This is a genomic window from Sanguibacter sp. Z1732 (assembly GCF_051020515.1).
GTDB lineage: Bacteria > Actinomycetota > Actinomycetes > Actinomycetales > Beutenbergiaceae > CALKWS01.
Genome location: NZ_CP194857.1, coordinates 1,146,301 through 1,167,798 on the forward strand (window position 1 = coordinate 1,146,301; position 21,498 = coordinate 1,167,798).

General features: G+C 67.2%; 19 protein-coding genes and 2 pseudogenes. 9 read left to right on the top strand and 12 right to left on the bottom strand.

Annotated features, from left to right (window positions below; genetic code table 11):
• Positions 1-20 precede the first annotated feature (20 nt).
• The 6 genes from ACRRRO_RS06155 to ACRRRO_RS06180 form a co-directional block, all read right to left on the bottom strand.
• Positions 21-2,351, bottom strand: coding sequence for an SDR family oxidoreductase (locus ACRRRO_RS06155; RefSeq protein ID WP_434081558.1), 2,331 nt, complete (start codon positions 2,349-2,351; stop codon positions 21-23).
• Positions 2,237-2,881 (bottom strand): glycoside hydrolase family 36 N-terminal domain-containing protein, encoded by a 645-nt coding sequence (locus tag ACRRRO_RS06160; protein ID WP_434081234.1) that lies wholly within the window; start codon positions 2,879-2,881, stop codon positions 2,237-2,239. Before ACRRRO_RS06160 ends, ACRRRO_RS06155 begins: the two co-directional genes overlap by 115 nt.
• A complete protein-coding gene (locus ACRRRO_RS06165) occupies positions 2,856-3,662 on the bottom strand; it encodes a carbohydrate ABC transporter permease (RefSeq protein ID WP_434081235.1) in 807 nt (268 codons plus the stop codon). Before ACRRRO_RS06165 ends, ACRRRO_RS06160 begins: the two co-directional genes overlap by 26 nt.
• Before the next feature lie 111 nt (positions 3,663-3,773).
• Positions 3,774-4,592: a carbohydrate ABC transporter permease gene (locus ACRRRO_RS06170; protein WP_434081236.1), complete on the bottom strand. Its 819-nt coding sequence runs from the start codon at positions 4,590-4,592 to the stop codon at positions 3,774-3,776.
• Entirely contained in the window at positions 4,504-6,051 is a 1,548-nt protein-coding gene (locus ACRRRO_RS06175; protein ID WP_434081237.1) for an ABC transporter substrate-binding protein, read from the bottom strand. Before ACRRRO_RS06175 ends, ACRRRO_RS06170 begins: the two co-directional genes overlap by 89 nt.
• A 106-nt stretch (positions 6,052-6,157) precedes the next feature.
• Complete coding sequence (locus ACRRRO_RS06180) at positions 6,158-9,040, bottom strand: sugar-binding domain-containing protein (RefSeq protein WP_434081238.1); 2,883 nt, start codon at positions 9,038-9,040, stop codon at positions 6,158-6,160.
• Positions 9,041-9,209: 169 nt separating this feature from the next.
• Between ACRRRO_RS06180 and ACRRRO_RS06185 the strand changes: the two genes are divergently transcribed.
• Positions 9,210-10,109: a helix-turn-helix domain-containing protein gene (locus ACRRRO_RS06185; protein ID WP_424797346.1), complete on the top strand. Its 900-nt coding sequence runs from the start codon at positions 9,210-9,212 to the stop codon at positions 10,107-10,109.
• Between the two features lie 164 nt (positions 10,110-10,273).
• Here the strand turns inward: ACRRRO_RS06185 and ACRRRO_RS06190 are convergent.
• Positions 10,274-10,614, bottom strand: a pseudogene (locus ACRRRO_RS06190) (DUF4287 domain-containing protein).
• A gap of 102 nt (positions 10,615-10,716) precedes the next feature.
• On the opposite strand from ACRRRO_RS06190, the gene ACRRRO_RS06195 reads away from it, so the two are divergent.
• Both ACRRRO_RS06195 and thiD read left to right on the top strand, forming a co-directional pair.
• Positions 10,717-11,163: a hypothetical protein gene (locus ACRRRO_RS06195; RefSeq protein WP_424797345.1), complete on the top strand. Its 447-nt coding sequence runs from the start codon at positions 10,717-10,719 to the stop codon at positions 11,161-11,163.
• An 85-nt stretch (positions 11,164-11,248) separates the two neighbouring features.
• Positions 11,249-12,064: a bifunctional hydroxymethylpyrimidine kinase/phosphomethylpyrimidine kinase gene (gene thiD, locus ACRRRO_RS06200; protein ID WP_434081239.1), complete on the top strand. Its 816-nt coding sequence runs from the start codon at positions 11,249-11,251 to the stop codon at positions 12,062-12,064.
• A 52-nt stretch (positions 12,065-12,116) separates the two neighbouring features.
• Here thiD and ACRRRO_RS06205 read toward each other — a convergent pair.
• Positions 12,117-13,027: pseudogene (locus ACRRRO_RS06205) on the bottom strand (IS5 family transposase).
• Positions 13,028-13,199: 172 nt separating this feature from the next.
• Here ACRRRO_RS06205 and ACRRRO_RS06210 point away from each other — a divergent pair.
• The 4 genes from ACRRRO_RS06210 (at position 13,200) to ACRRRO_RS06225 (ending at position 16,423) form a co-directional block, all read left to right on the top strand.
• A complete protein-coding gene (locus tag ACRRRO_RS06210) occupies positions 13,200-13,577 on the top strand; it encodes a hypothetical protein (RefSeq protein WP_424795771.1) in 378 nt (125 codons plus the stop codon).
• Complete coding sequence (locus tag ACRRRO_RS06215; RefSeq protein ID WP_434081240.1) at positions 13,574-14,386, top strand: hypothetical protein; 813 nt, start codon at positions 13,574-13,576, stop codon at positions 14,384-14,386. The genes ACRRRO_RS06210 and ACRRRO_RS06215 overlap by 4 nt, the downstream gene beginning before the upstream one ends.
• A gap of 496 nt (positions 14,387-14,882) precedes the next feature.
• Positions 14,883-15,989 carry a DHA2 family efflux MFS transporter permease subunit gene (locus ACRRRO_RS06220; protein WP_434081241.1) on the top strand — a complete coding sequence of 369 codons (1,107 nt, stop codon included), beginning with the start codon at positions 14,883-14,885 and terminating at the stop codon, positions 15,987-15,989.
• Positions 15,986-16,423, top strand: a complete 438-nt coding sequence (locus ACRRRO_RS06225) for a hypothetical protein (protein ID WP_434081242.1) — start codon at positions 15,986-15,988, stop codon at positions 16,421-16,423. The genes ACRRRO_RS06220 and ACRRRO_RS06225 overlap by 4 nt, the downstream gene beginning before the upstream one ends.
• A gap of 66 nt (positions 16,424-16,489) precedes the next feature.
• Here ACRRRO_RS06225 and ACRRRO_RS06230 read toward each other — a convergent pair whose 3' ends face one another.
• On the bottom strand, positions 16,490-17,281 hold the full coding sequence (locus ACRRRO_RS06230; RefSeq protein WP_424795769.1) for a hypothetical protein: 792 nt from the start codon (positions 17,279-17,281) through the stop codon (positions 16,490-16,492).
• Positions 17,282-17,284: 3 nt separating this feature from the next.
• Positions 17,285-18,511 carry a toxic anion resistance protein gene (locus ACRRRO_RS06235; protein ID WP_424795768.1) on the bottom strand — a complete coding sequence of 409 codons (1,227 nt, stop codon included), beginning with the start codon at positions 18,509-18,511 and terminating at the stop codon, positions 17,285-17,287.
• Positions 18,512-18,795: 284 nt separating this feature from the next.
• Between ACRRRO_RS06235 and ACRRRO_RS06240 the strand changes: the two genes are divergently transcribed.
• Together ACRRRO_RS06240 and ACRRRO_RS06245 are read left to right on the top strand one after the other, a co-directional pair.
• Positions 18,796-19,446, top strand: a complete 651-nt coding sequence (locus ACRRRO_RS06240) for an MFS transporter (RefSeq protein ID WP_434081243.1) — start codon at positions 18,796-18,798, stop codon at positions 19,444-19,446.
• On the top strand, positions 19,443-20,261 hold the full coding sequence (locus tag ACRRRO_RS06245) for an MFS transporter (protein WP_434081244.1): 819 nt from the start codon (positions 19,443-19,445) through the stop codon (positions 20,259-20,261). Before ACRRRO_RS06240 ends, ACRRRO_RS06245 begins: the two co-directional genes overlap by 4 nt.
• Before the next feature lie 21 nt (positions 20,262-20,282).
• Here ACRRRO_RS06245 and ACRRRO_RS06250 read toward each other — a convergent pair whose 3' ends face one another.
• Both ACRRRO_RS06250 and ACRRRO_RS06255 read right to left on the bottom strand, forming a co-directional pair.
• Entirely contained in the window at positions 20,283-21,293 is a 1,011-nt protein-coding gene (locus ACRRRO_RS06250) for a YeiH family protein (protein ID WP_424795766.1), read from the bottom strand.
• A gap of 5 nt (positions 21,294-21,298) precedes the next feature.
• The gene (locus ACRRRO_RS06255) at positions 21,299-21,454 is read right to left on the bottom strand and encodes a hypothetical protein (RefSeq protein ID WP_434081245.1); all 156 of its coding nucleotides are present in this window, start codon (positions 21,452-21,454) and stop codon (positions 21,299-21,301) included.
• Between the last annotated feature and the right edge of the window lie 44 nt (positions 21,455-21,498).

Consider the following 21,498-nt stretch of genomic DNA (forward strand, 5'->3'; position numbering starts at 1 on the left):
TCCGTAGTCGTCGCTCGCCCTCAGGCGGAGTCCTTGGTGATGCTCCACCCGCCGTCGACGGGGATGGTCGCTCCGGTGATGTAGGAGGACCGGTCGCTGAGGAGGAAGGCAATCACCTCAGCCACCTCCTCCGGCTCACCCATCCGGGCCAGCGCCGTCTGCCGCCCACTGCGCTGCCGGTCCGCCTCGGAGACCCCGTCCCACAGCGCGGTGCGGATCGGCCCTGGGGTGACGCAGTTGATCCGCAGGCGCGGGCCGTACTGCGCCGCGACCTGACGGACCAGTCCGGTCTGACCTGCTTTCGTCGCGGCGTAGCCGGGCACGTCGAGCAGCCCGAAGTTGGCGTGCACCGATGACACGATCACCGCGCGTCCCTCACCTTCTCTGACCAGATCGGGCAGGCACGCGCGCAAGCCGTGGAAGGCCCCGGTCAGATTGACGTCGAGTTGGCGCTGCCAGGCCTCGGGAGTCATCTCGTGCAGCGGATGCGCGTCGGTGGCCAGGGCGTTGAGCACGAGCCCGTCCACCGGGCCGAGGCGATCGTTGGCCTCGGTCACCACCCGCTGCCAATCCTCGGCCGAGGCCACGTCGGCGACGATCCCGTGAGCCCGCCCACCCAGTTCAGCGGCACGCTCGGTGACCTGTGGGTCGACGTCGGTCAGGGCCACCTGCCACCCGGCGCCGATCAGGTTCTGTGCCGTCGCCTGACCGATCCCGCGCGCTGCGCCGGTCACGACTGCTACAGCCATCCTCTGTTCCCTTCTGATCCGCATTTCCCCTGCTCTACGCGACCTTGCGCAGCACGATGACGTCACAGTCGCCGTACCTCCACCGCACCGGCACGCCCGCCGAGGCCAGTTCCGCACCGCTGAGCACGTCGTCGTCCCCATCCTCGCAGGCGAACCTCTCGGCAGGCGTGAGTCCGCCCAGGGGATACGTGATTCTGCGCGGCCACCTGGACGTTTCCACGCCAGCACCACGACGGCGTCATCGGTCGTGTACTGCAGGGCGTAGACGTCATCGCCGGGGTCGCCGTGGCGCCGCACCACACCATCGACGATGATCCGGCGTATCGATAGGTACCGCTCGATGAGTTCCCGGGCCCGCTCCCGCGCGGCGGTATCCCAGGCAAGGAGGTCCGAGCCGATCCCGAGCACCCCGGCCATGGCGACGACGAAGCGGAAGTCCGGGCTCGCCGGATCGGTGTCGATCAGGTCCGGTTCGTCGGTGACCCACGAACTCATCGTCCAACTGGGAAAGGCGCTGAGGAATCCGTGCTGGATCGCCAGCCGGTCCCGCGGTCCGGTTTCGTCACTCGGCCACACCACGTCGGTGCGCGCCAGGACCTCCAGGTCGATCCGACCCCCACCTCCGGCACACGCCTCCACCGTGACGTGCGGGAACTCCGCGCGGATCACGTCCAGGACCCGGTAATAGGCCTGAGTGTGCAGCCAGGACCAGTCGTCCCCACCCGCTCGGACCTGGCCGCCGTCCTCGATGGAGCGATTCATGTCCCACTTCAGATAGGTGATCTCATGAGCCGAGAGCAGACTGCGCAGCACGTCGATCACCCACGCCTCCACCTCCGGGCGCCCCAGGTCCAGCACGTACTGGTTGCGCAGGGTGCGCAACGGCCGCCCCTGGGCGTGGTGGACCCACTCCGGATGGGTGCGGTAGAGGTCGCTGTCCGGGTTCACCGCCTCCGGTTCGACCCACAACCCGAACCGCATTCCGTGCTCGAGCACACCCTGCACCAAGGTGCCCAGGCCGTCGGGAAACTTGTCCGGATCGGCGTCCCAGTCACCCAGGCCGCTGCGGTCGGAGACGCGCCCGCGGAACCACCCGTCGTCGAGGACGAAGACCTCGGCACCGATCTGCGCCGCTACCTCCGCCAGTGCCAGCTGATGGTCCACACTCACGTCGAACGTGGTGGCGTACCACGAGTTGTACACCACCGGCCGGTGGTAGGGATCGGTGGACCGGGACAGGGTGCGCTGGTAGTCGTGCCATGCCCGGGCGACGCGGTCGGCATCTCCGCGGATGCGCAGGCCCGCCACCACCGGCGTGGTCAGGTGTTCCCCGGGGCCGAGGGTGAGGATCCCGCTTTCGTCGTCGGGCCCGCCCGCCACCCGGATCCGCCCGGTGAACGGCACCGCATCGGCGCTCATCCGCCACGAACCGCTCCAGCCCAGCCCGATCGAGTGGGCCAACTCCGGATCCTGCTCCGAGCGCACCGTCAGCACCGGTGCGTAGGTGTGGGAGGTGATCCCTTGCCGGCTGCCGATGCTGAGCGCGCCCGCGCCGAGGCCGACCTTGGCCGGGGTGAACTCCCGGGACCAGTGCCCGTGCAGGACCTCGACCGTGGCGCCGGTGGCGTTGACCTCGAACGCACCGCCCCAGGCGCGCAGCAGTTCGGTGGCGACGGGGCTGGTGTGTTGCCGATGGTGGCCCACTTCTCCACCACGTCATGGGCGGTGGAGGTGCGGATGTGCAGGTCCACTTCGAGGCCTGCGTTCTCATCCACCAGGGGGCAGGTCAGATGGGTGGTGTCCCCGTGATGGACGACGACGTCGCTGCGCAGGTGCAGCCGCGCCCCCCGCAGGCCATCGGTGCGGCGGGCGATGATCTCTGCCGAGTGCACCGAGCGGGTGCCCAGCGCGGTGGTTTCGAGGGGCAGCAGGTCGCGTTCGCTCTCGAAGGACGTCGTTCTGCGTGGCAGTGCGGCCGGGGGAACGTCCTGCCTGGGTTCACCCCAGTGACGCAGCATCAGGCCCGCACCATCGGGCGTCAGGCCGACCACGTACTCCCCCGATTCGGTGGGCAGGCGCCAGGTCCGGTCGGCGTCCCCGGCGCGGTCACCGTGCTGGTCGGATGCGTTCACTTGTCACTTCCCACGAGCAGCCCGGAGACGAACTGTTTCTGGAAGATGAAGAAGACGATCGCGGTGGGCACGGCCGCGACCAGCGCGCGGCCGCGACGACGTTCCACTGGCTGCCGAAGCCACCCATCAGGTTGAGCAGTTGCGCGGTGATCGGGAACTTCGCTTCACTACGCAGCACCGTCATCGCCCAGATCAGGTCGTTGAAGATCCAGGTCGTGGCCAGCACCCCGAGCGCGGCCAGGGAGGGGCGGGACAGGGGAAGCACGATGCTGACGAAGATCCGTCCGGCACCCGCGCCATCGATCCGCGCTGCATCGAAGACCTCATCGGGCAGGTTCCGCATGAACCCGTACAGGACGAAGGTGTAGAAGCCGATGCCGAACCCGACCTGGACCACCGTCAACGCCAGGAGCGTGTCGTAGATCCCGAGCGCGCCGGTGATGGCCGAGATGGGGACGAGCAGGATCTGAGGCGGGAGCAGGTTCCCAGCCAGCATCGTCAGCAGGATGACCTTGCGGAACGGGATCGCGAAGCGGCTCAGCGCATAGGCGGCGATCGAGGACAGTGCCAGGGAGAGCACGACACCGGCTGCGGTCACGATCAGGCTGTTGCCCAGGGCTCGCCACAGTCCGCCACCCCCGAACGCGGTCACGTACCCCTCGAATGACACCGAGGTCGGAAGGGCGCCGATTCCGCGGCTCATGATGTCGTCGAACGAACGCAGGGAGACGAAGACGACGAAGATGATCGGGCTGAGCCACAACAACGAGATGGGCACCATCGCGACGTGCAGCCAAGGGGAACGGGATGTGCGCGAGCGGCGCCGTGATCGGGTGGGGACCATCGACGGTGGTGCCGATGCTGGAGCAGTCATGTCGAAGGGCCTCCGCTCTCAGTCTTCATTCCTGGCCTGCCGGGCCAGGTAGACGATGATGAATCCAATGGCCAGGGCGAAGATCACCACGGAGATCGCCGAGGCGTATCCCAGGTTCCCCGCGGTGAAGGCCTGCTGGAACATGTAGGTGCTGAGCAGCTGGGTCTGGTTATAGGGCCCGCCCCGGGTCATCGCCCAGACGATGTCGAAGGTGCGTAACGCGTCGATGACCGTCACCGCGAAGACGACGGTGTGCACCCCCTTGAGTTGGGGCATCACGATGCGCCAGAAGCGTTTCCACGCGTTCGCGCCGTCGACTGCTGCGGCTTCCTCCAGCGTCTCATCGCAGGCTTTCAGGCCGGCAAGATAGAGCACCATGATGTAGCCGACCTGGCGCCACACCGCCGCGATCAGCACGGCGTATAGCGCCAGGTCGGGATGGGCGAGCCACTGGCGTTGGAGTGATTCAAGTCCGATCAAGCCCAGCGCACCGTTGATCGGACCATCGGGGGCGTACATGACCCGCCAGACCAGGCCGGTCACGACCAGAGAGACCACCATCGGCAGGAAGATCGCGCTACGGTACGCCCCCACCATCGGCCCGGGCTTGTTCAGGGCAACGGCGAGGGACAGCCCGATGGCCACCGAGAGCGTGCCGAACCCGAGGAGCCAGACGACGTTGTTGCTCAGCGCGGTCCGGAAGATTGGATCGGCCCACAGGTCGGCGAAGTTCTGCAGACCAACCGGCTCAGCGGGTGTGATCCCGTTCCACCGCGTCAGCGACAGCGACAGCGAGTTCAGCGCCGGCCAGAAGACCCAGAAGATCTCGAAAGCCACGGGCAGCAGCAGGAAGATCCACACCAGCGGCGGTACCCGCCGGAGCCGCTCCCAGGCCCGTGCTCGAGCGCCCCGCTGCTCGCCTCCGTTCGACGGCGTGCTCGATCGGTGAGGCAACGTCTGGGTTGCCCGCTGGCCTCTCATCAGTCGAATGTGGCTTCGGCAGCCTGCTGCCATTCGTCGAGGATCTCCGCCACCGAGTCCGGATCGTCCAGGAAACGGGTGAGCGCGGCGTCGGCGGTTGCCTGCAAGGCGTCGGACCCGTCCCGGTTGAAGAACTGGGTGATCTCCTCGGTGTTCTCCAGCAGTTCAATCCCCTTCTGCACAATGGGACTGAAGAGCCGGAGGTGTCCACATCGGGTGAGGTGGGCAGGTTCGAGGTGCCGGAGATCTCGATGAAGGCCTCTTGACTCTCCCTCGAGGCCATGTAGTCGAGGAAAGCCAACGCTCCCTCCGGGTTGTTGCTCCCGGAGGCAGCGAAGAACCCGTCGGTGGGGGCTTCCTCGGCTGTCGGTACCCCGTCGTTGATCATCGGCACGGAGAAGAAGTCGACATCATCGTGCTGATCCTCGGGGAAGAACTGGGTGACGAACGCCCCGACCAGGTACATGGCAGCCTCGTTCTGCACCATCGGTGTCACGGCTTCCTGCTCGTCATAGGAGGCCATGTTCGGGTGGAAATAGGGAATGAGCCGTTCGTACTCGGCCATCACGTCGAAGACCTCCGGGTCATTGAAAGCCCGTTCCCCGGCAAGCAGTTCTCGGTGGTACTCCGGACCGTTGATCCGCAGGTTGAGGTAGTCGAACCATCCCGACGCCATCCACGGCGTCGGCCCGATCCCGTTGGTCAGCGGGATGACGTCCTGGCCGCTGAGGTTCTCGCACAGGGCGTGGAACTCATCCCATGTGGTCGGTGGCTCCACCCCCCATTCCTCGAACGCGGACTTCTTGTAGAACACCGACCACCAGTAGTAGTGCGTGGGGACGAAGATCTGTCGCCCTTCGTCGTCGCTGGACAGGCTACGGAGCGCGTCGGAGAAGTTCGCACACGCGCCGTCACCCTCCCAGAGCGGGGAGACGTCGAGTAGAAGCCCCTCGCGCGCATAGTTCCGGGCCACCGAACCCGCATACCAACTCAGCACATCCGGCGGATCGTTCGATCGCAGGTAGTTGGTCAACTGGGCACGGAACTGCTCGGTCGCGACCGAGTTCATGGTGACGTCGCCGTCGTCGTACTCCTCGACCAGGTGCTCCAGCGCCTCCAGGGGTCCGGGGTTCTGCTGCGAGTTCTGGAAGACGATGGATCCGCCTCCGCCGTCCTCGTCACCCTGCCCGTCGCCGCCACCGTTCGGGGCGCTACCACCACCGCCCACGCAACCGGCGAGCATGCCGCCGAGGCCCAGCGCACCACCACCGAGCAGCAGGTTCCGGCGCGAGATCTGTGTTCGCGAGTGACTCATCACTCCTCCTTATGACGTCATCGTCAGCGGGGGCCGGGGCGCCGCCCGCGTCATGCTCACACGAGTCTGCTCCCCGGCCACAGTGAATGTCAACCTATTATAGGTTTTAATCTGCTCGACGATCTGACTGCGGCGGAGCAGCTTGGAGCGCGTTGGCAAGCGTCTGCGCGTCGATGCTGGAGGCGGGGGCGAAGTCGTCGCTGGCCATATACGCCAGCAGGCTGCGCCGGAACTGCCGGGCCGCCAGCCTGCCCTCGCTCGGGTCCAGGTTCAACGAGGTCACGACCAGGCGGCCGGCACCGATGTTCACTTCGAACAGCACGCCCAGCCGCCGCGCCTCGAACCATGTGTCGATGACCTGCACAGTGGGCCGCAGGGACAGCGGGAGGTGATCCATCACGATCGCCTTCGCCCCGTGGAGCAGGTCCCACCACTGCCAGTTGGTCGCACCGTCGGTCGGGAAGGCGTCGAACAACCGGTGGTCCGGATCATGCAGCAGCCCGAGCGTGTGCGGGGCCTGTCCGCCGGTCCATGCGGTGTTCCAGAACACCGGGGCGAACCCCAGGGCGATGTCGTTGTGCACGTCCTCCGGCTGCAGTTCGAGCAGGACTCGCTCACCCCCGGTGGCGAGTTCGATCGCTTCCTCGATACGCGTGCTGGTGCGCACTGCGGACTCCTGAGCCGGCTCGCCGTCCTCCGCGAAGATCCACAGGTCCCAGTCGTTCTCATACCGGGCGCCGTCCGCGCCCTCCAGGGTGAGCACCAGTGTCACCTGCGCGGGCCCGGTGCACACGCCGCTGGGCAGGGCGACCGGGCCGCTGTGGGTGCCGTTGCCCAGGGGCACGCGCAGGTCCTGGGCGATCGACCCGCCGGCCAGTTCCTGTCCAGTACGGTCTCGCAGGCTCCAGGTGAGGCCCGCGTGCAACGGCTCGGGGCCGAAGTGGGCGATCTGGGCGTCGAAGACGATCGCCTCATCGCTTCGCCAGACCCGGCGCGGAAGCCTGGCCAGTGGCACCGTGGGGCCGCTGAACCTCGCGAACTCCTCCGGCGTGCAGTATCCCTTGGACTCCCAGAACGCGTTCAGCACACCGACCAGGGCCGTGCCCTGCCCCGGGAAGTCGGTCAGGCCGAGCAGGTGGAACCCTGCGAATCCCTCGGTGCGCAGCGCTGCTTCGATGTCCTCCTTGTAACACAGAGCCTGCAGGCGGCCGGAACTGTGCAGGAAGTCGTCGGCCTGGTCGAGCATCCCCGAAGCCTGGAGGAAGTCGGCGAAGATGCCGAAGTTCCGCGGTTGCATCAGACCGGTGTACTTCGAGACCTCGTTCAGGTCCGGGTGGGCGCACCACTGGCCGATCTCGTGGCTGATGATGGGGCGGGGCGAAGCGGCGACCCACTCGCGGTAGTCGGACTGCGTCTCCGGCGCCGTCGCATTCAGCCGGGACTCCAGGCCCTCGCCCCAGCGGTGGGCGCGGGGGGCTGGGATGTTGTCGAAGTCGTTCTCCTGCACGGCCGGCCATCCGGCTCCCGTGGTGTACAGCCGCCGCGGGTCCTGGGTCCGCCAGGCGTTCACCCATGCGGTCAGGAACTCGACGTCCCGGCCGCCGGGTTCGTTCCCGTGAGCCATCATGATGAAGGACGGGTGGTTGCCGTACTCGCGCAGGATCCGATGGGTCTCGTCGATGAGGAAGGCATCCACATCCCGGCCCTCACCGAGTGCGGCGCCTTGGTTCGCCCACACCGGTGCCTCGACCTGCAGGTAGACACCGGCCTCATCGGCCGCCGTGAAGGCAGCCTTCGGCGGGCACCAGGAGTGGAATCGGAGCAGGTTGAGGCCGTGGCTGCGCAGTACCTCCATGATGCGGCCCCAGGAGCCGACGTCGGTCGGGGGGTAGCCGGTGAGAGGAAAGACGCAGGATTCCAACGTGCCCCGGATGAACGTTCGCTTGTCGTTGATCGTCACCTGCGTGCCCTCCGCGCCGACCTCGCGCAGCCCGAAGACGGTGGTGGCCTCGTCGTGGTGCACCCGCCCGGAGGCCTCGGCCACCAGGTGCACCGTGAGGTCGTACAGTGCCGGCTGGAACTCGTCCCAGGTCATCGCCTCCTCGTCGAGGGGAAGCTCGATATCGAGGTGGGTGCCACCAGCGGTCAACCCACGCTCGGCCAGGTCGCGGCCGTGATCGACCTCGAACGGTGCGGTCACCGGGCCGATCACGTGCTCACCGGCTCCGTTCCGGCGCTTGGCCGACAACTCGATCCGCCCGTGCTTGGCGACGGCGGTGCCGGTGCGAATGTCCACCTTCACCAGGGCGGATCGCCGGCGCACGTCCGGGAAGACCCGCACCTGATTGATCTGGACGTCGTCCTGGGCGCTGAGGCTGATCTCCCCGATGATCCCGTTCCAGTTGCCCTGGGTGTGGTCGGAGACGCTGTGCGCGTTCGGGCCGACATTGACCACTGCGCGGTTGTCGACGCGGATGGTCAAGCGGTGCCGGCCGGGTTCGAGGCGCCCCAGGTCGTGGCGGTGGGCGGTGCTCAGGCTCGCCTCGATCCCGACGCGGCGCTCATCGATCCAGACGGTCGACTCCCAGTGCACGCGCTCGAGCGTGAGCAGCACGCGCCGGTCGGCCCAACCCTCGGGGATGTCGATCTCGCGTTGGAACCAGGCCGCTCCCTGGTAGTACACCTGGGGCTGCAGCCAGAAGGGCACACTGATGTCTCCCGGCTCCCGGTACGGCGCGTACCGCTCGTCGGTGAAGAAGGACCGGTCGACGATCCCTCCGGTCCAGGGTGTGTCCAGGGTGATGTCCGCACCGATGCCCTGGTGCTGCAAGGAGCCGGGCAACGCGACCTCGGGACCGTCCTGCGGCAGCGGCGCTCGGGACCACTGGTCCAGTTCACCGACCGAATCAGGGTCCAGCCGGCACTGCCAGGTACCGGCGATGTCGAGTTCGCGGACACCACTGTCGAGGTTGCGCGTAGTACTGGTCATTCTCGGTGATCCTCCCGGGGTTCGTCCCCACACTGCAAGATCGGGCCGATTCGCCCGACATGGATCCAACAACGGTCACGCCAAACGTAGGACGGCTGAAGAGCGCGGGTGAAGGGACGCCTGAACGCACCTACATGGATGATCCGCTGAAACGGCTACCCTTGGCCCCATGAGCCTCGAAGCAGGCTTCCCGGGGGAGCGCGTCCGGATCCTGCCACCCGCCGTCGCGCGAGACGCAGCGACAGCGCCGGTGACGAGAGATCTCCTGGTCACCGACTGCGGGTGGTACCCCCGCGCGAACAACCACGGGCGTTCGCGGCGATGGGGCACCGACGCCATCGTGGTGATCGTCTGCTTGGCTGGTCGAGGCTGGTACGCCGACACCTACGGACGCCGAACCATCACGGCCGGACAGGCCCTCGTCATCCCGTCGAACCTGGCCCACAGGTACGGCGCCGCAAGGAGGGACCCCTGGACGATCGCATGGATGCACGCCTCCGGACCCCATGTGCGTGCGTTCGAGGCAGCCCTTCCCGATCGAGGTGGGCGAGGTCAGGTGGTCGACCTGCACGACCCCTTGAAAGTGCAGGCACTCATGCGATCACTGATGGAGACACTGGAGGTCGACGACAGGCTTCCCACCCTGATGCGGGCGAGCGGTGCCGCGTGGGACGTGCTCTCCCAGTTGGCCGCAGATGCGGCGGAAGGGCCGCCCAGGCGTCAGCAGCCCGTCATCGACGTGCTGTCCCATCTGCGGGTCCATTTCGACCAACCGGTGGCCGTCGCTGAACTGGCGTCGATGGCCGGGTTCTCGCGTTCCCACTTCTCCGCCCTGTTCCGGGAGGCGACGGGGCAGAGTGTCGGGGCTTACGTCAGGCGCCTACGAATGGCACGGGCCTGTGAGTTGCTGGTGACGACCGGGCTGCCCGTCGGCGTGATCGGACGGTCCGTCGGCTACGACGATCCGCTGTACTTCTCGCGCCAGTTCCGCCTTGTTCATGGACGCAGCCCCACGAACTTCCGCGAGCAGAAGGGCACGACGGTCGCCGCAGGGATGGCCGAGGACTAGTCCGGCGTGCCGCGCGGCATTGCGCGGTGGGCGGATCAGACCGCAACCGCGAAGCGGGTTGTTATCGAGGCGCGGGGGGTGGTGTGACGAACTCTTGGATGATGCTTCCCGAGGCGTGGATGCAGAGCATGTGCAGGTCCACCGCGCCAGTGTTGCGGAATCGATCATTGCGGCTTGGTCGCTTTGCCGTCGAGCCAGAGCGTGTCGGACTCGTCTCGGTGGGACCCGGTTGTGCCGACGTGCTCGGCGTCGATCTTCGGGCCCTTCTTGATGACATGGACCAGGGCCATACCGTGGCCGCGCCCAAGCCCGTAGTCGTCATTGAGCCATCCGAGGATGACGCCGGCCTTCACATCGGGGGCGTCGTAGCCACGGGTGGCGGCGATTTCGAGGATCTGGCGGGGGTCAGTCCGGTCTTGTCCTCGATGGTGTCGAGGTATGCCTGGAGACCATCACAGCGGGCAGCAAGGCGTTTCTTCGCGCCTACCGGCCCTAGCCAGCCCACCGTTGCGGCGGTGCAAGAAAAAGACCTGACATCCATCGCTGCGGCTGGAACGGTACCGGCGTCCCGCACCGGGAGATCAGACGATGGAGGAAGGTTCAGCACATGAACACAAGCAACGGAGCGGGGGAACGCGGTGCAAGCACCGTGGCTCGGTGGGCAGCGGCCCTCGCTGCACTTCTTGCAACCGCGGCCGCCGTGACTGCGGCCCTGGAGTTGCCCGCAGCAGCACCGGACGTGCTGATGGTCGAGGTGTGGCGAACATTGGGCTTCGCCACATTTGCCGCACTGTTCGCGCTGCTGGTCGTACGACCGCTCCTGTCGATCGCCCTGTGGGCCATCGTGCTGGGCAACAAGATCGCCCTGAGGATCGCAGGGCTGGTGCTGGGCCCGGACGTACCCGGCGCGACCACAGCGGCCGCATGGGACGGCGCCATGGTCGCGATCTTGTCCGCCGGCCTCGTCGCCGCCGCGATCTCCCGTCGGAGGTCAGCGGCCGGCGCAGCCAGGGACGGGGCGGCACCTCACACCAGTCCGGCGGGTGCTGCCTGAGGCGGAATGCGGACGCCGCGGTCGCGTTACGCTGATGTGAGGATGGTCGGGGCAGCAGCCTCCTCGAAACGGATCGGAGAAGCACATGACGCACCACGCGTTCGTGATCGCCGGCTCGGAAGCCACAGGTGGCGCCGGGATTCAGGCAGATCTGAAGACCTTCCAACAGTTAGGGGTCTATGGCACCGGGGCGATCACCTGCATCGTGTCCTTCGACCCCGGTAACGACTGGGCGCACCGATTCGTCCCGATCGAGCCGCAGGTGATCGCTGACCAGATCGAGGCCGCAACCGCCGCTCATGACCTGGACGTGGTCAAGATCGGCATGCTGGGCACTCCGGCCACCATCGACGTGGTCGCCGAGGCGCTGGGGCAGGGCTCATTCAGCCACGTCGTGCTGGACCCGGTGCTGATCTGCAAGGGGCAGGAACCGGGCGCCGCGCTGGACACCGACAACGCCCTGCGCGAGCAGATCGTCCCCCATGCCACCGTGGTCACCCCGAACGTGTTCGAGTCCACGACCCTGGCGGGCATGGACGCGATCGAGACGGTCGAGGACCTCGCCGAGGCTGCCCGCCGCATTCACGCCCTGGGCCCCGACTACGTCCTAGCCAAGGGCGGGGTGGAATTGCCTGGCGACGACGCCGTCGACGTGCTTTACGACGGTACGGACATCCACGTGTTCTCTGCGCCGAAGGTGGGCAAGGAGCGGGTGTCGGGTGCGGGTTGCACTCTGGCCGCGGCCATCACCGCCGAACTGGCCAAGGGCGCGACGGACGTGCGCGATGCCGTGCAGACCGCCAAGGACCTGGTCACCGCCGGCATCAAGGAGCGGCTCAGCGCCCACACCCCGTTCGACGTGTTGTGGCAGGGCGCAGGGGTACCCGCTCGCACCTCCTGAAACTCACACCAGTGAGCATCGGGTGAGTTCGCTGCTCACTAGGGCGTGTCTGCTAATGCTTGGCTCGGTAGGTCAGGATGGTCATCCCGAGTAGCACGCCGCCGAGGTAGGTCACGGCGTACTTGTCGTATCTGGTGGCCAGTGCTCGCCACTGTTTGAGCCGGTTGAAGGCTCTCTCGATGGTGTTGCGCAGGCCGTAGAGTTCGGCGTCGAATCCTGGGGGCCGTCCGCCCTTGGTGCCCTTGGTCTTGCGGCGGGTGATCTGGTCGGAGCGCTCGGGGATGATGTGCTTGATCCGTTTGCCTCGCAGAAACTCCCGGGTGCTGGGGTGGGAGTAGGCCTTGTCGGCCAGCAGATGCCCATTCATCTGCCCCGCCAGCCTGGCCCAGGGCCTCAATCAGCGGGGCCAGCATCGGGTTGTCTCCGGCCTGTCCGGCGCTGAGCATGGCCAGCACCGGGGTGCAGCTGGCATCGGCCAGGGCGTGGATCTTGGTGGTCAGCCCACCGCGGGAGCGTCCCAGGGCGTGATCAGGCGGCTCCCCGGGCACGAGGCGAGAATTCTTGTGGTTCGAATCTGCCCCCTGTGTGTGATCCACCCTCCTCGGCAACCGAGTCCCGGCGGGCGCCAGCGGCGTGCTGATGGGCCCGCACACTGGTGGCATCGATGGACAAGACTTGGGCGACCTGCTCGGCATCCAGCCCGGTGTGGGCACCGACGGCGGCCAGCATCCGCTCATAGGTGCCATCGACCGACCAGAGCCGGTGGCGTTGCCACACCGACTGGAACGGCCCGAAGCATGCCGGCAGATCCCGCCACGGCGAACCGGCACGAAACCGCCAGATGATCCCTTCCAACATCAGGCGGTGATCGTTCCACGGCCGGCCCCTGCGGCCGGCATCCTGGGGCATCACCGTGGCCAGGATCTCCCACAATTCATCACTGATCTCACCATCACGAACCATGACTCCCACCATGGTTCACTCACACCGCGAATCTTTGGCAGACACGCCCTAAAGGCCCCACCACTCCACCGCCGGCCGCGCGGCCCACACAGGCCAAGAGCGGTATCCGCTCACCAGAGCGTTAGGCAGATTTGTGATGGTTTTTTCGTGGCTCGCGGTGTAGAGTTTAGCCATGAGATCCGATGTTGTTGCCACGCATGCCGACGCCACCAGGCTCGACATCCACGACCTGGTGCGAATCCTCAATGAGAACGTTGGCACCACCGTCGTCCAGGCGATGACTGGCACAAAGGATCGTGGCCAGCCCAGCAGGTGGGCCCGTCCCGATGGCCCCGAACCGCGCATCAAGACGGTCAAGCAACTCCGGCTTGGCTACCGCGTCTGGCATCTTATGGCCGAGGCAGAAGGGCGCGACATCGCCCTCGCGTGGCTGGTGGGCGCCAACCCGCGCCTCGGGGAGTCAACCCCCCTCTCCGCAGTGCGTGACCTCAACAGCGCCGAGGTCATCGGCGCCGCCCTGGCTTTCATCGACGGCTCACCGGCTGCGTGAGCACCGCTACACGCTCTCGGATCTGTCCACGCACCGGCCTCTACCTCGTACCGGCGCGTGGACAGGACGGCTGGCGCGTGGCCCAGGAGCGCTACACCCGCTCCGGTGGCATCCTCGCCGTAGGCGTCAACGAACACGTCGGTCCACTGCCTGCGGACGTTCCCGACCGGCGTGGCCGTTTCGACACCATCGGGCGCACGGTCTACTTCGCTGATCGGGCCCGTACCGCGTTCGCCGAGGTGCTCCAAGACTTTCGGGGCGCCCGAGTTGCGCTGCAGGCCGACGCGGACGCCATCGGGATGAGCGTGAACGAATACATAGCCAATATCCGCGACCAGGCAACTGCCAACGGCCGAGAACAACCCTGGGCTGTCAGTGTTGAGTGGCAGATGAACCGCTGCCTCCATCGCGTCGCGATGCCAGCGAGGGGCTGGTGGGTCCAGATCGACCACAAGGCCACACTCAACCGCCTCGGACTGGACCTCGCTGAACCGCTCCGACAGGCCGGTGTTCCCCTACTCACCCTCAGCGGCACCACGGGCGAGAACCGCGCCGTCACTACGCTCCTCTCCCAACACGTGCGCAGTCAGGTCCTCTTCGATGGCTCCCTCCCGCTCGGCATCCAGTTCACCTCCAAGACCGGCTACGGCACCTGCTGGGCGTGGTGGGACCGCAGAGCCGATGACGGCCTCATGCCCGGTATGAACGACCCCAAGACGATCGAGGACCTCAACGTCGACGGCGAAGCCTTCCGCGCCGTCACCACCGACTGGAAACTTGACGTCCTCCCCGGCAAGCCTCGCTATTAGCCAGCGACGGACCGCGCCGGTGAGCGATCATCTGGCGGTTTCGCACCGGTGCGCCCCTGGCGGGATCTGCCAGTAAAGTTCGGGCCGTTCCAGAGCGTGTAGGAACGGCACAAACGGCGGTCACAAGACAGCACCTACACCCGGATCCTGGCCGCGGTGCAGCAGGAAAAGGGCCTGCATCCCAAGGATGCGGAGGCGATTACCGCCTCAAATAGTGACGGGGCATTGCCACCCGATACGACAAGTACGCCGTCACCTACCTCGGGGGCATCACTCTGGCAATAATCCTCACGACCTACCGGGCCAAGAAATAGCAGACACGTCCTAATCCGGCTATGCGATCGCGCCGTCGCAGTCGGAAATTGACTGGCCCTCCCTCGGCCCGCCGGACCTAGACTGCGAGGCGGTACGCCAGACGCCCCTGAGGGGACGGCTCGTACGCCGGGGCAGCGTGGCCCGATTCACCCAGATCATCACCGTGCCAGGAGTTGCCCCCATGAGCGTCGAACAGCAGAGTCCGAAACCCGACGTCGCTGACGCCAGATCCGGAGCGACCGGTACAGCCGAGGCTGCAGCGCCGGGACCCAGCGCGGAGGAGACGATCTCTCCTCAGGTGAAACTCGTCATCGGGGTACTCCTGGTGGCGGCCTTCGTGATGATCCTGAACGAGACGATCATGTCCGTAGCGATCCCACGGCTGATGGTGCAGTTCGCTGTCACCGCCGCCACCGCGCAGTGGCTGACCACGGCCTTCATGCTCACCATGGCCGTGGTGATCCCCACCACGGGACTGATCCTGACCCGGTTCTCCACCCGCTCGGTGTTCATCGGCGCGATGTCGATGTTCACCGCGGGCACGCTGATGGCCGCCGTCGCCCCGGTCTTCCCGGTACTGGTGGCCGCCCGAGTGGTCCAGGCCACGGGTACCGCCGTGATGCTCCCGCTGCTGCTGACCACCGTGCTGACGTTCGTCCCCGTGTCCCGGCGCGGACGCACCATGGGGCTGATCTCGATCGTGATCTCCGTGGCTCCGGCCATCGGCCCGACGTTCTCCGGGTTCATCCTGGTCAATCTGACGTGGCGTTGGATGTTCCTGACCGTGCTGCCCATTGCGCTCGTGGCCCTGGCGCTGGGTGCCGCCTTGGTCAAGAACATCACGACCCCCAAGTCCACCCCGTTCGACGTGCTCTCGATCGTGCTCTCGGCGATCACCTTCGGCAGCCTGATCTACGGGCTGTCCAGCATCGGGGAGTCCACCGAGGGCAACGCCGCCATTCCCCCCGCGCTGCCACTCGTGATCGGGACCCTCACCCTGGTGGCGTTCGTGTGGCGGCAACTGGTGCTGCAACGTACCGACTCGGCGCTGTTGGACCTGCGCCCGTTCACCTCGCGCACGTTCTCGGTGGGCCTCGGGATGATGCTGATCTCCATGGGGGCCCTGTTCGGCACCCTCATCCTGCTGCCGATCTATCTGCAGAACGTGATGGGCCTGACCACCCTGGAGACCGGCCTGATGCTCTTCCCCGGCGGGTTGACGATGGGTCTGATCGCACACCGTTCGTGGGCCGGCTGTTCGACAGGATCGGCCCCCGTCCGCTGGTGATCCCAGGCTCGGTGATGTTGGCCGGGGCGCTCGGGGTGATGACCCTGCTCAGCGCGGACAGTGCCACCTGGCACGTGGTGGGTGCGCATATGTTGTTGTCTCTGGGCCTGGGATTCCTGATGACTCCGCTGATGACCTCGGCCCTGGGGTCGCTGCAGCAGCACCTGTACTCCCACGGCAGCGCCATCATGAACACCCTGCAGCAACTGGCGGCAGCGGCAGGCACCGCGCTGTTCATCACCATCATGAGCGTGCGCACCGCCAGCGAGTTGGACGCAGGGCTGGGGCCGGTGGCGGCCCAGGCCGCCGGGGTGCACCAGGCGTTCCTGTGGGGCGCCGGAGTGGCCCTGGTCGCGGTGGCCACCTCGTTCCTGGTGCGCAAGCCGGAGCCGCAGCAAGCGACGGTCGAGCCCACCAGCGCCTCCGCCAACTAAACGCACCGAGACCGGTCGAGCGCGGTGCGGCAGCGCCGGGCCGGCACCCTCGGCGCCCGGTGAACCTCAGGTGATGCCGAAGTCGAACGCGTCGGCCTGACGGTGCCCGAACTTCTCCCGCAGGAAGTTGCCCGTCGTGGTCAGTTGCGCCGTCGTGCGGCTATGCCGACTGGCGTGCAGGGCCTGGGCCTGACCGGAGAGGAGTTGGAGTTGCTCGGTGAGTTCCTCCTTGGGCGTGCGCCCGTTGGGCTGGCGGGCGTCCACCATGTTCGGTGGGATCGCCAGGTAGCCACGCAGCACCCCGGGCAAGTACTTCCTGACGATGGCGTCAAGTTCGTAATCGAAACGCGCATCCTCCGACGGCTCGCGTCGCTCCGCCTCGACCACGCCCTCCAACAGCTGGCGCGTCCGCACGAAACTGCCGTACGCCTCTGCGGGCAGTCGGGGCCTGTGGTGCTCGGCGAACGAACCGGCCCATCCCAGGGCGGCGACCCGGCCGTCCGCACCCTCGAGCGCGGCCTCCGGGGGCGGTGTGTCACTCACCTCGACGGGCGGCTGCCGCTCCTCCGGGACGAAACGGTGCCACCACCGGCGGCGAGCAGGCAGCCACAGATCCCGCAGGTGCCAGGCGCGCACCCCCGAAGCGCCCATCGATGCCAGCGCCAGCAGGCCGCCGATGCCGGCGATGTCGAGCCAGAAGACGCCGACCGAGAACCCGGCCGCGTAGATCAAGCCCTCGAGAATCACTCTGAGGTGCTTCTTCACCGCACCGATGACCAGCACGAGGTAGGCCAGCAACGGCAGGAAGACGACGGCCAGGCCCACCTTGACGACGTTGCCCAGCGTCCAGCGTGACATGGGTCAGCCTCCCTCGATTTCTTGGGTGGAGGCGTCGGCGGTGTGGCTGCGCTCGAGTTGGAGCCGGGCCCGGGTCACCTGTCCCTCCAGCACGTCGACTGTTTGCTTCATCGAGCGGGCCGCCTCGGCCTTGTAGTTGTCGATCTCGTCCAACGCCTGGAACACATTGTCGAAGGCCTGCTGCAGTTTCTCCGGGTCGATGGTGGCCTGGGATGCCTGCTGCTGAATGCCGGCGCCCTGGCTGCGGAGCAGTTCCGAGGTGGAGAGGATCATGTCCGAGGTGGTCGTGTTCAGCGCCTCGATCTGGGCGAGCACGATCTTCTGCTGGGCGAGGGCCTGGGAGACGATCACCGCTACCCGCAACGCGGCCAGGGTGGTGTCCAGGGCGCGGTCGACGCCCTTGATGAGTTCGACGTTGTTCTTCCGCACCACATCCAGTGCCAGGTAGCCCTGGGCCGCCACGGCCATCTGGGTCATCAGGTCCTGGTGGCGTTGGCGGACGTAGAACAGTGCGTCCGCCTCCAAGGTGGTGGCGTCGTCAGCCTTCCCCTCGTTGCGGGCGGCGGCGATCCGCTGCTCCAGCCCGTCGCCGAGGTGGCGGGCGAGAACGGCGTAGTTCGCCAACTGTCCCAGGCTCGACCACAGCGCGTCACGTTCCGTCTGGATGGCCGCGTTGTCCAGCCGCAGTTCGTCCTGGCCGCCCTTGAGCGCCTTGGTGATCGCGTCGAGCTGGTCCTGCGCGGACTCGTACTTCTGGAAGTACCGCTGGATCCCGCTGCCGCTCGGCAGGAACTTCAGGAAGCGCCTGGTGCCGGTGAGGTCGTGGCGGTTGGGGTCGAGTTCGGTGACGATCTGACGCAATTCCGCCAATGTGGCCCCGGTCCGCGATGCCGGGTCGGCGCCGGTGGCTGCCAGGGCCGCGGCGGGGCGTTGGAGCATCCGGTTGGAGGAGTCGGCCGCCTGGTTCATCGTGTCCTCGCCCAGGCGGGTCAACTGCGCCAACTTGGTTTGGAACTCCGGGCTGTGCAGTGGAACGGCGAGCAACTCCTCGAGGAAGGCCCGGGCCGTCTCGGCATGCTTGCGCTGGGCCTCGGCGTCCACGAGGATCATGCCACCGAGTTTCTCCGGTTCGCGGACCTCCACCTCGTCCGCGGGCGCGGGAGACTCGAGGTGCAGCGGGTTCTCGGCGGCCGGGTGCTGGTTCGTACCGTGGTCGAGCGGGTTCGACATACCGTGCACTCCTCAATACTCGGGGCTACTGACCATTCTCTCAGTACGCCGCGGTCCAAGCACCGCGTATTTTTCGGGACCGGTTCGGGAGGATCGAGCGCCCGGGTGCTGCGGTGCGCCCCGCGGGCCACCACCGCAAAGCAAGGTGCGGAACAGTGAAGGCCACCGCCGCTGAAGCACCCGAGCGCAGGTAGGACGCGCCTGCTCGCCAAGGCCTCCGTCGTCGGGCCCTGCGCCAGCCACCGGTGCATAGTAGGGGGTTGGCGGCGCGTGGAAGGGCGTGAATGGGCGAGAGCGGCAGCGGCGAGGACAGCAACGCCGACGCGCGATTGAGCAGGGACCAGCGGCAACTGCTGGCGGTGGTGCTGGTGCCGCTGTTCATGTCGCTGCTGAGCGTCTCCATCGTCAACGTGGTGCTGCCGTCGATCCAGATCTCGATCGGCGCCAGTAACACCGGTTTGCAGTGGGTCCTGACCGGTTACACCCTCGCCTTCGGAGTGTTCCTGGTTCCGGCCGGACGCGCCGGGGACCTGTACGGCCGGGCCCGGCTGTTCCTCGCCGGACTCGTCCTGTTCGGGCTGGCCTCGTTGGCTGCCAGCCTGGCACCCAACGAGATGGTGCTGAACATCGCCCGGGTGTTCATGGGCTTCGGCTCCGGGTTCCTCAACCCCCAGACCGTGGGCCTGGTGCAACAGTTCTTCCAGGGTGAGCAACGCGGACGGGCCTTCGGGTTGTTCGGCTCCATCGTGGGGGTCTCGGTGGCCATCGGTCCGATACTGGGCGGCGGCCTGATCGCGCTGCTGGGCCCGGACTGGGGGTGGCGTGCGGCGTTCCTGATCAACGTGCCGATCGCCGCGATCGGGGTCATCACCGCCTTCATCTGGCTCCCCTCCTCCGCCTGGCGTGCCCTGCCCGAAGCCCTGGACACAGCGTGAAAGGCAAGCGCCCCGACCTGGATCCGGTGGGCCTGGTCCTGTTGACCGGGGCCACGCTGGCGATCATGCTGCCGTTCCTGCAGGCCGGGGCCGGGGGCTGGATCTGGTCGCTGCTCGGCCTGGCGGCCGTGCTGGTCTTCCTGTGGCTGCGGTGGGAACGCCGGTACAAGGACCGCGGACGTTCCCCGATGGTGGACCTGGCGCTGTTCCGGATCCGCACCTTCGCCAACGGTGCCCTGCTGATCGGGCTGTACTTCACCGGGATGACCAGCGTGTGGGTGGTGGTGGCCCTGTACCTGCAACTGGGCCAGGGCTACTCCGCGCTGGAAGCAGGCCTGGTGGGGCTGCCCTCGGCGATCACCTCCGCCATCGCCGCGGCGATTGCCGGGCGGTACGTGGTGCGGGTGGGCCGGATCATCGTGTTGTTCGGGATCGGGATGCTCCTGGTGGGCGTGGCCGGCAGCGGGATGGTGCTGGTGCTGCACGAGCGGCTCGGGATCAGCATCTGGTGGTTGCTGCTGAGCATGGCGTTCATCGGGTTCGGTCAGGGCAACGTGGTGAGCCCGAACCAGACGCTGTCCCTGCGGGAGGTGCCGCTGTCCTACGCCGGCTCGGCCGGGGGTGTGATGCAGACCGGGCAACGCATCGGCACCGCCGTGGGCATCGCGTTGAACACCGCGATCTTCTTCGCCGCCAAGGCGGTGTGGGGCTGGACGCCGGCGATCCTGCTCGCATTCGCCTCGATCGCGATCATCGTCATCGTTTCCGCCGGCGTGGGGGTGCGGGACTGGGTTCAGGACCGGCAGGAGGGGTAGGAGCCACCCCAAGGATCCGGGTCACCACAGCAAACTCACCAGCGCCAGTGGAACCAGCGCAGCAATCGCGGTGGATACGGCACTCAACAGCACCACATGCCACGGCATCGGGAACAAGTTGCGGAACTGGATCCCCAGGCCCAGGCCGAACATCCCCGCCGCCAGGAGCAGCGTACCGGCGTGATTCACCAGCGGTATCGCGCCCTCCGGGATCACCCCCAGCCCAGCGACAACTGCGGCGATGACGAAACCGACGAGGAACCACGGCACCAAGGGCGTGGTTCCGCCTGAACCAGTCCCGGCGGCCCCGGGCCCGCGGCGATCGCGCCACCGCGCTGCCCCGACCGCAAAGGCCAGCAGCGCGACCCGACCGAGTTTGACCGCCGTGGCCGTCGTCACCGCCGTGGTGCCCACCAGTGAGGCGGCAGCCACCACTTGCGCGACTTCGTGGATACTCGCCCCGGCCCACACGCCGATCAGCTCCGGCGGAAGGCCCAATCCGGCACCAGCGGCCGGGACAACCAGGATCATCGCCGAGCCGAAGAGAGTCACCATCGCCAGTGCGATACCGACATCCTCGTCGCGGCGCCGGATCCCGCTCTCCACCGCAGCGATTGCGGCGGCTCCACAGATCGAGAAGCCGCTGGCGATGAGCGTCACCAGCCCTCGGTCCAATCCCAACCGGTCCCCGATCACTCCGGTCGTCATGAACACGATCACCACCGTGATCAGGATGACCGCGAGCCCAGGCAGCCCGAGCAGCATGATCGCGTCGACCGAGAGGCGGGTGCCCAGCAGCACCACGCCCAACCGCAGCAGCGTCTTGGCGCCCTTCGTCGACTGGGCGATCAGTGCCGTTCGGATCGCCGCGGTGTTGGCCAGGACCGCGCCAAGGACCAGTGCAATGATCAACGGGCTGAGCAACGGCACCGCGATCCCGGCAAGCACGGACACCAACCCCGCCAGGGCGGCCGGCCAGGCGCGGGCGAGTGCGGTCAGGCCGGAGGTGAGAGCGGGGTTCGCAGCCCTCATCGACCTCAACTCGGTGGTCCGGGCGTACCGGGACCGGACGCCCCGGACCCGGGCGTCCCGGACTGATAGAACCTGAGCAGCACCGCCTGCACCAGGGCGGCGGTGGAGTCGACGATCGGCACCGCGCGCTCACCGGGCAGCACCACGACAATTCCGTGCACGCGGAGATGATGGTCGTTGCCCCGGACGCCACCAACTGGTCGCA

What these genes read in the sequence shown, in the direction of transcription:
- ACRRRO_RS06165 (WP_434081235.1), bottom strand. Translation starts at nt 3,662, where the DNA reads ATGGTGCCCATCTCGTTGTTGTGGCTCAGCCCGATCATCTTCGTCGTC.
- ACRRRO_RS06175 (WP_434081237.1), bottom strand. Translation starts at nt 6,051, where the DNA reads ATGAGTCACTCGCGAACACAGATCTCGCGCCGGAACCTGCTGCTCGGT.
- ACRRRO_RS06180 (WP_434081238.1), bottom strand. Translation starts at nt 9,040, where the DNA reads ATGACCAGTACTACGCGCAACCTCGACAGTGGTGTCCGCGAACTCGAC.
- ACRRRO_RS06185 (WP_424797346.1), top strand. Translation starts at nt 9,210, where the DNA reads ATGAGCCTCGAAGCAGGCTTCCCGGGGGAGCGCGTCCGGATCCTGCCA.
- ACRRRO_RS06195 (WP_424797345.1), top strand. Translation starts at nt 10,717, where the DNA reads ATGAACACAAGCAACGGAGCGGGGGAACGCGGTGCAAGCACCGTGGCT.
- thiD (WP_434081239.1), top strand. Translation starts at nt 11,249, where the DNA reads ATGACGCACCACGCGTTCGTGATCGCCGGCTCGGAAGCCACAGGTGGC.
- ACRRRO_RS06210 (WP_424795771.1), top strand. Translation starts at nt 13,200, where the DNA reads ATGAGATCCGATGTTGTTGCCACGCATGCCGACGCCACCAGGCTCGAC.
- ACRRRO_RS06220 (WP_434081241.1), top strand. Translation starts at nt 14,883, where the DNA reads ATGAGCGTCGAACAGCAGAGTCCGAAACCCGACGTCGCTGACGCCAGA.
- ACRRRO_RS06230 (WP_424795769.1), bottom strand. Translation starts at nt 17,281, where the DNA reads ATGTCACGCTGGACGCTGGGCAACGTCGTCAAGGTGGGCCTGGCCGTC.
- ACRRRO_RS06235 (WP_424795768.1), bottom strand. Translation starts at nt 18,511, where the DNA reads ATGTCGAACCCGCTCGACCACGGTACGAACCAGCACCCGGCCGCCGAG.
- ACRRRO_RS06240 (WP_434081243.1), top strand. Translation starts at nt 18,796, where the DNA reads ATGGGCGAGAGCGGCAGCGGCGAGGACAGCAACGCCGACGCGCGATTG.
- ACRRRO_RS06250 (WP_424795766.1), bottom strand. Translation starts at nt 21,293, where the DNA reads ATGAGGGCTGCGAACCCCGCTCTCACCTCCGGCCTGACCGCACTCGCC.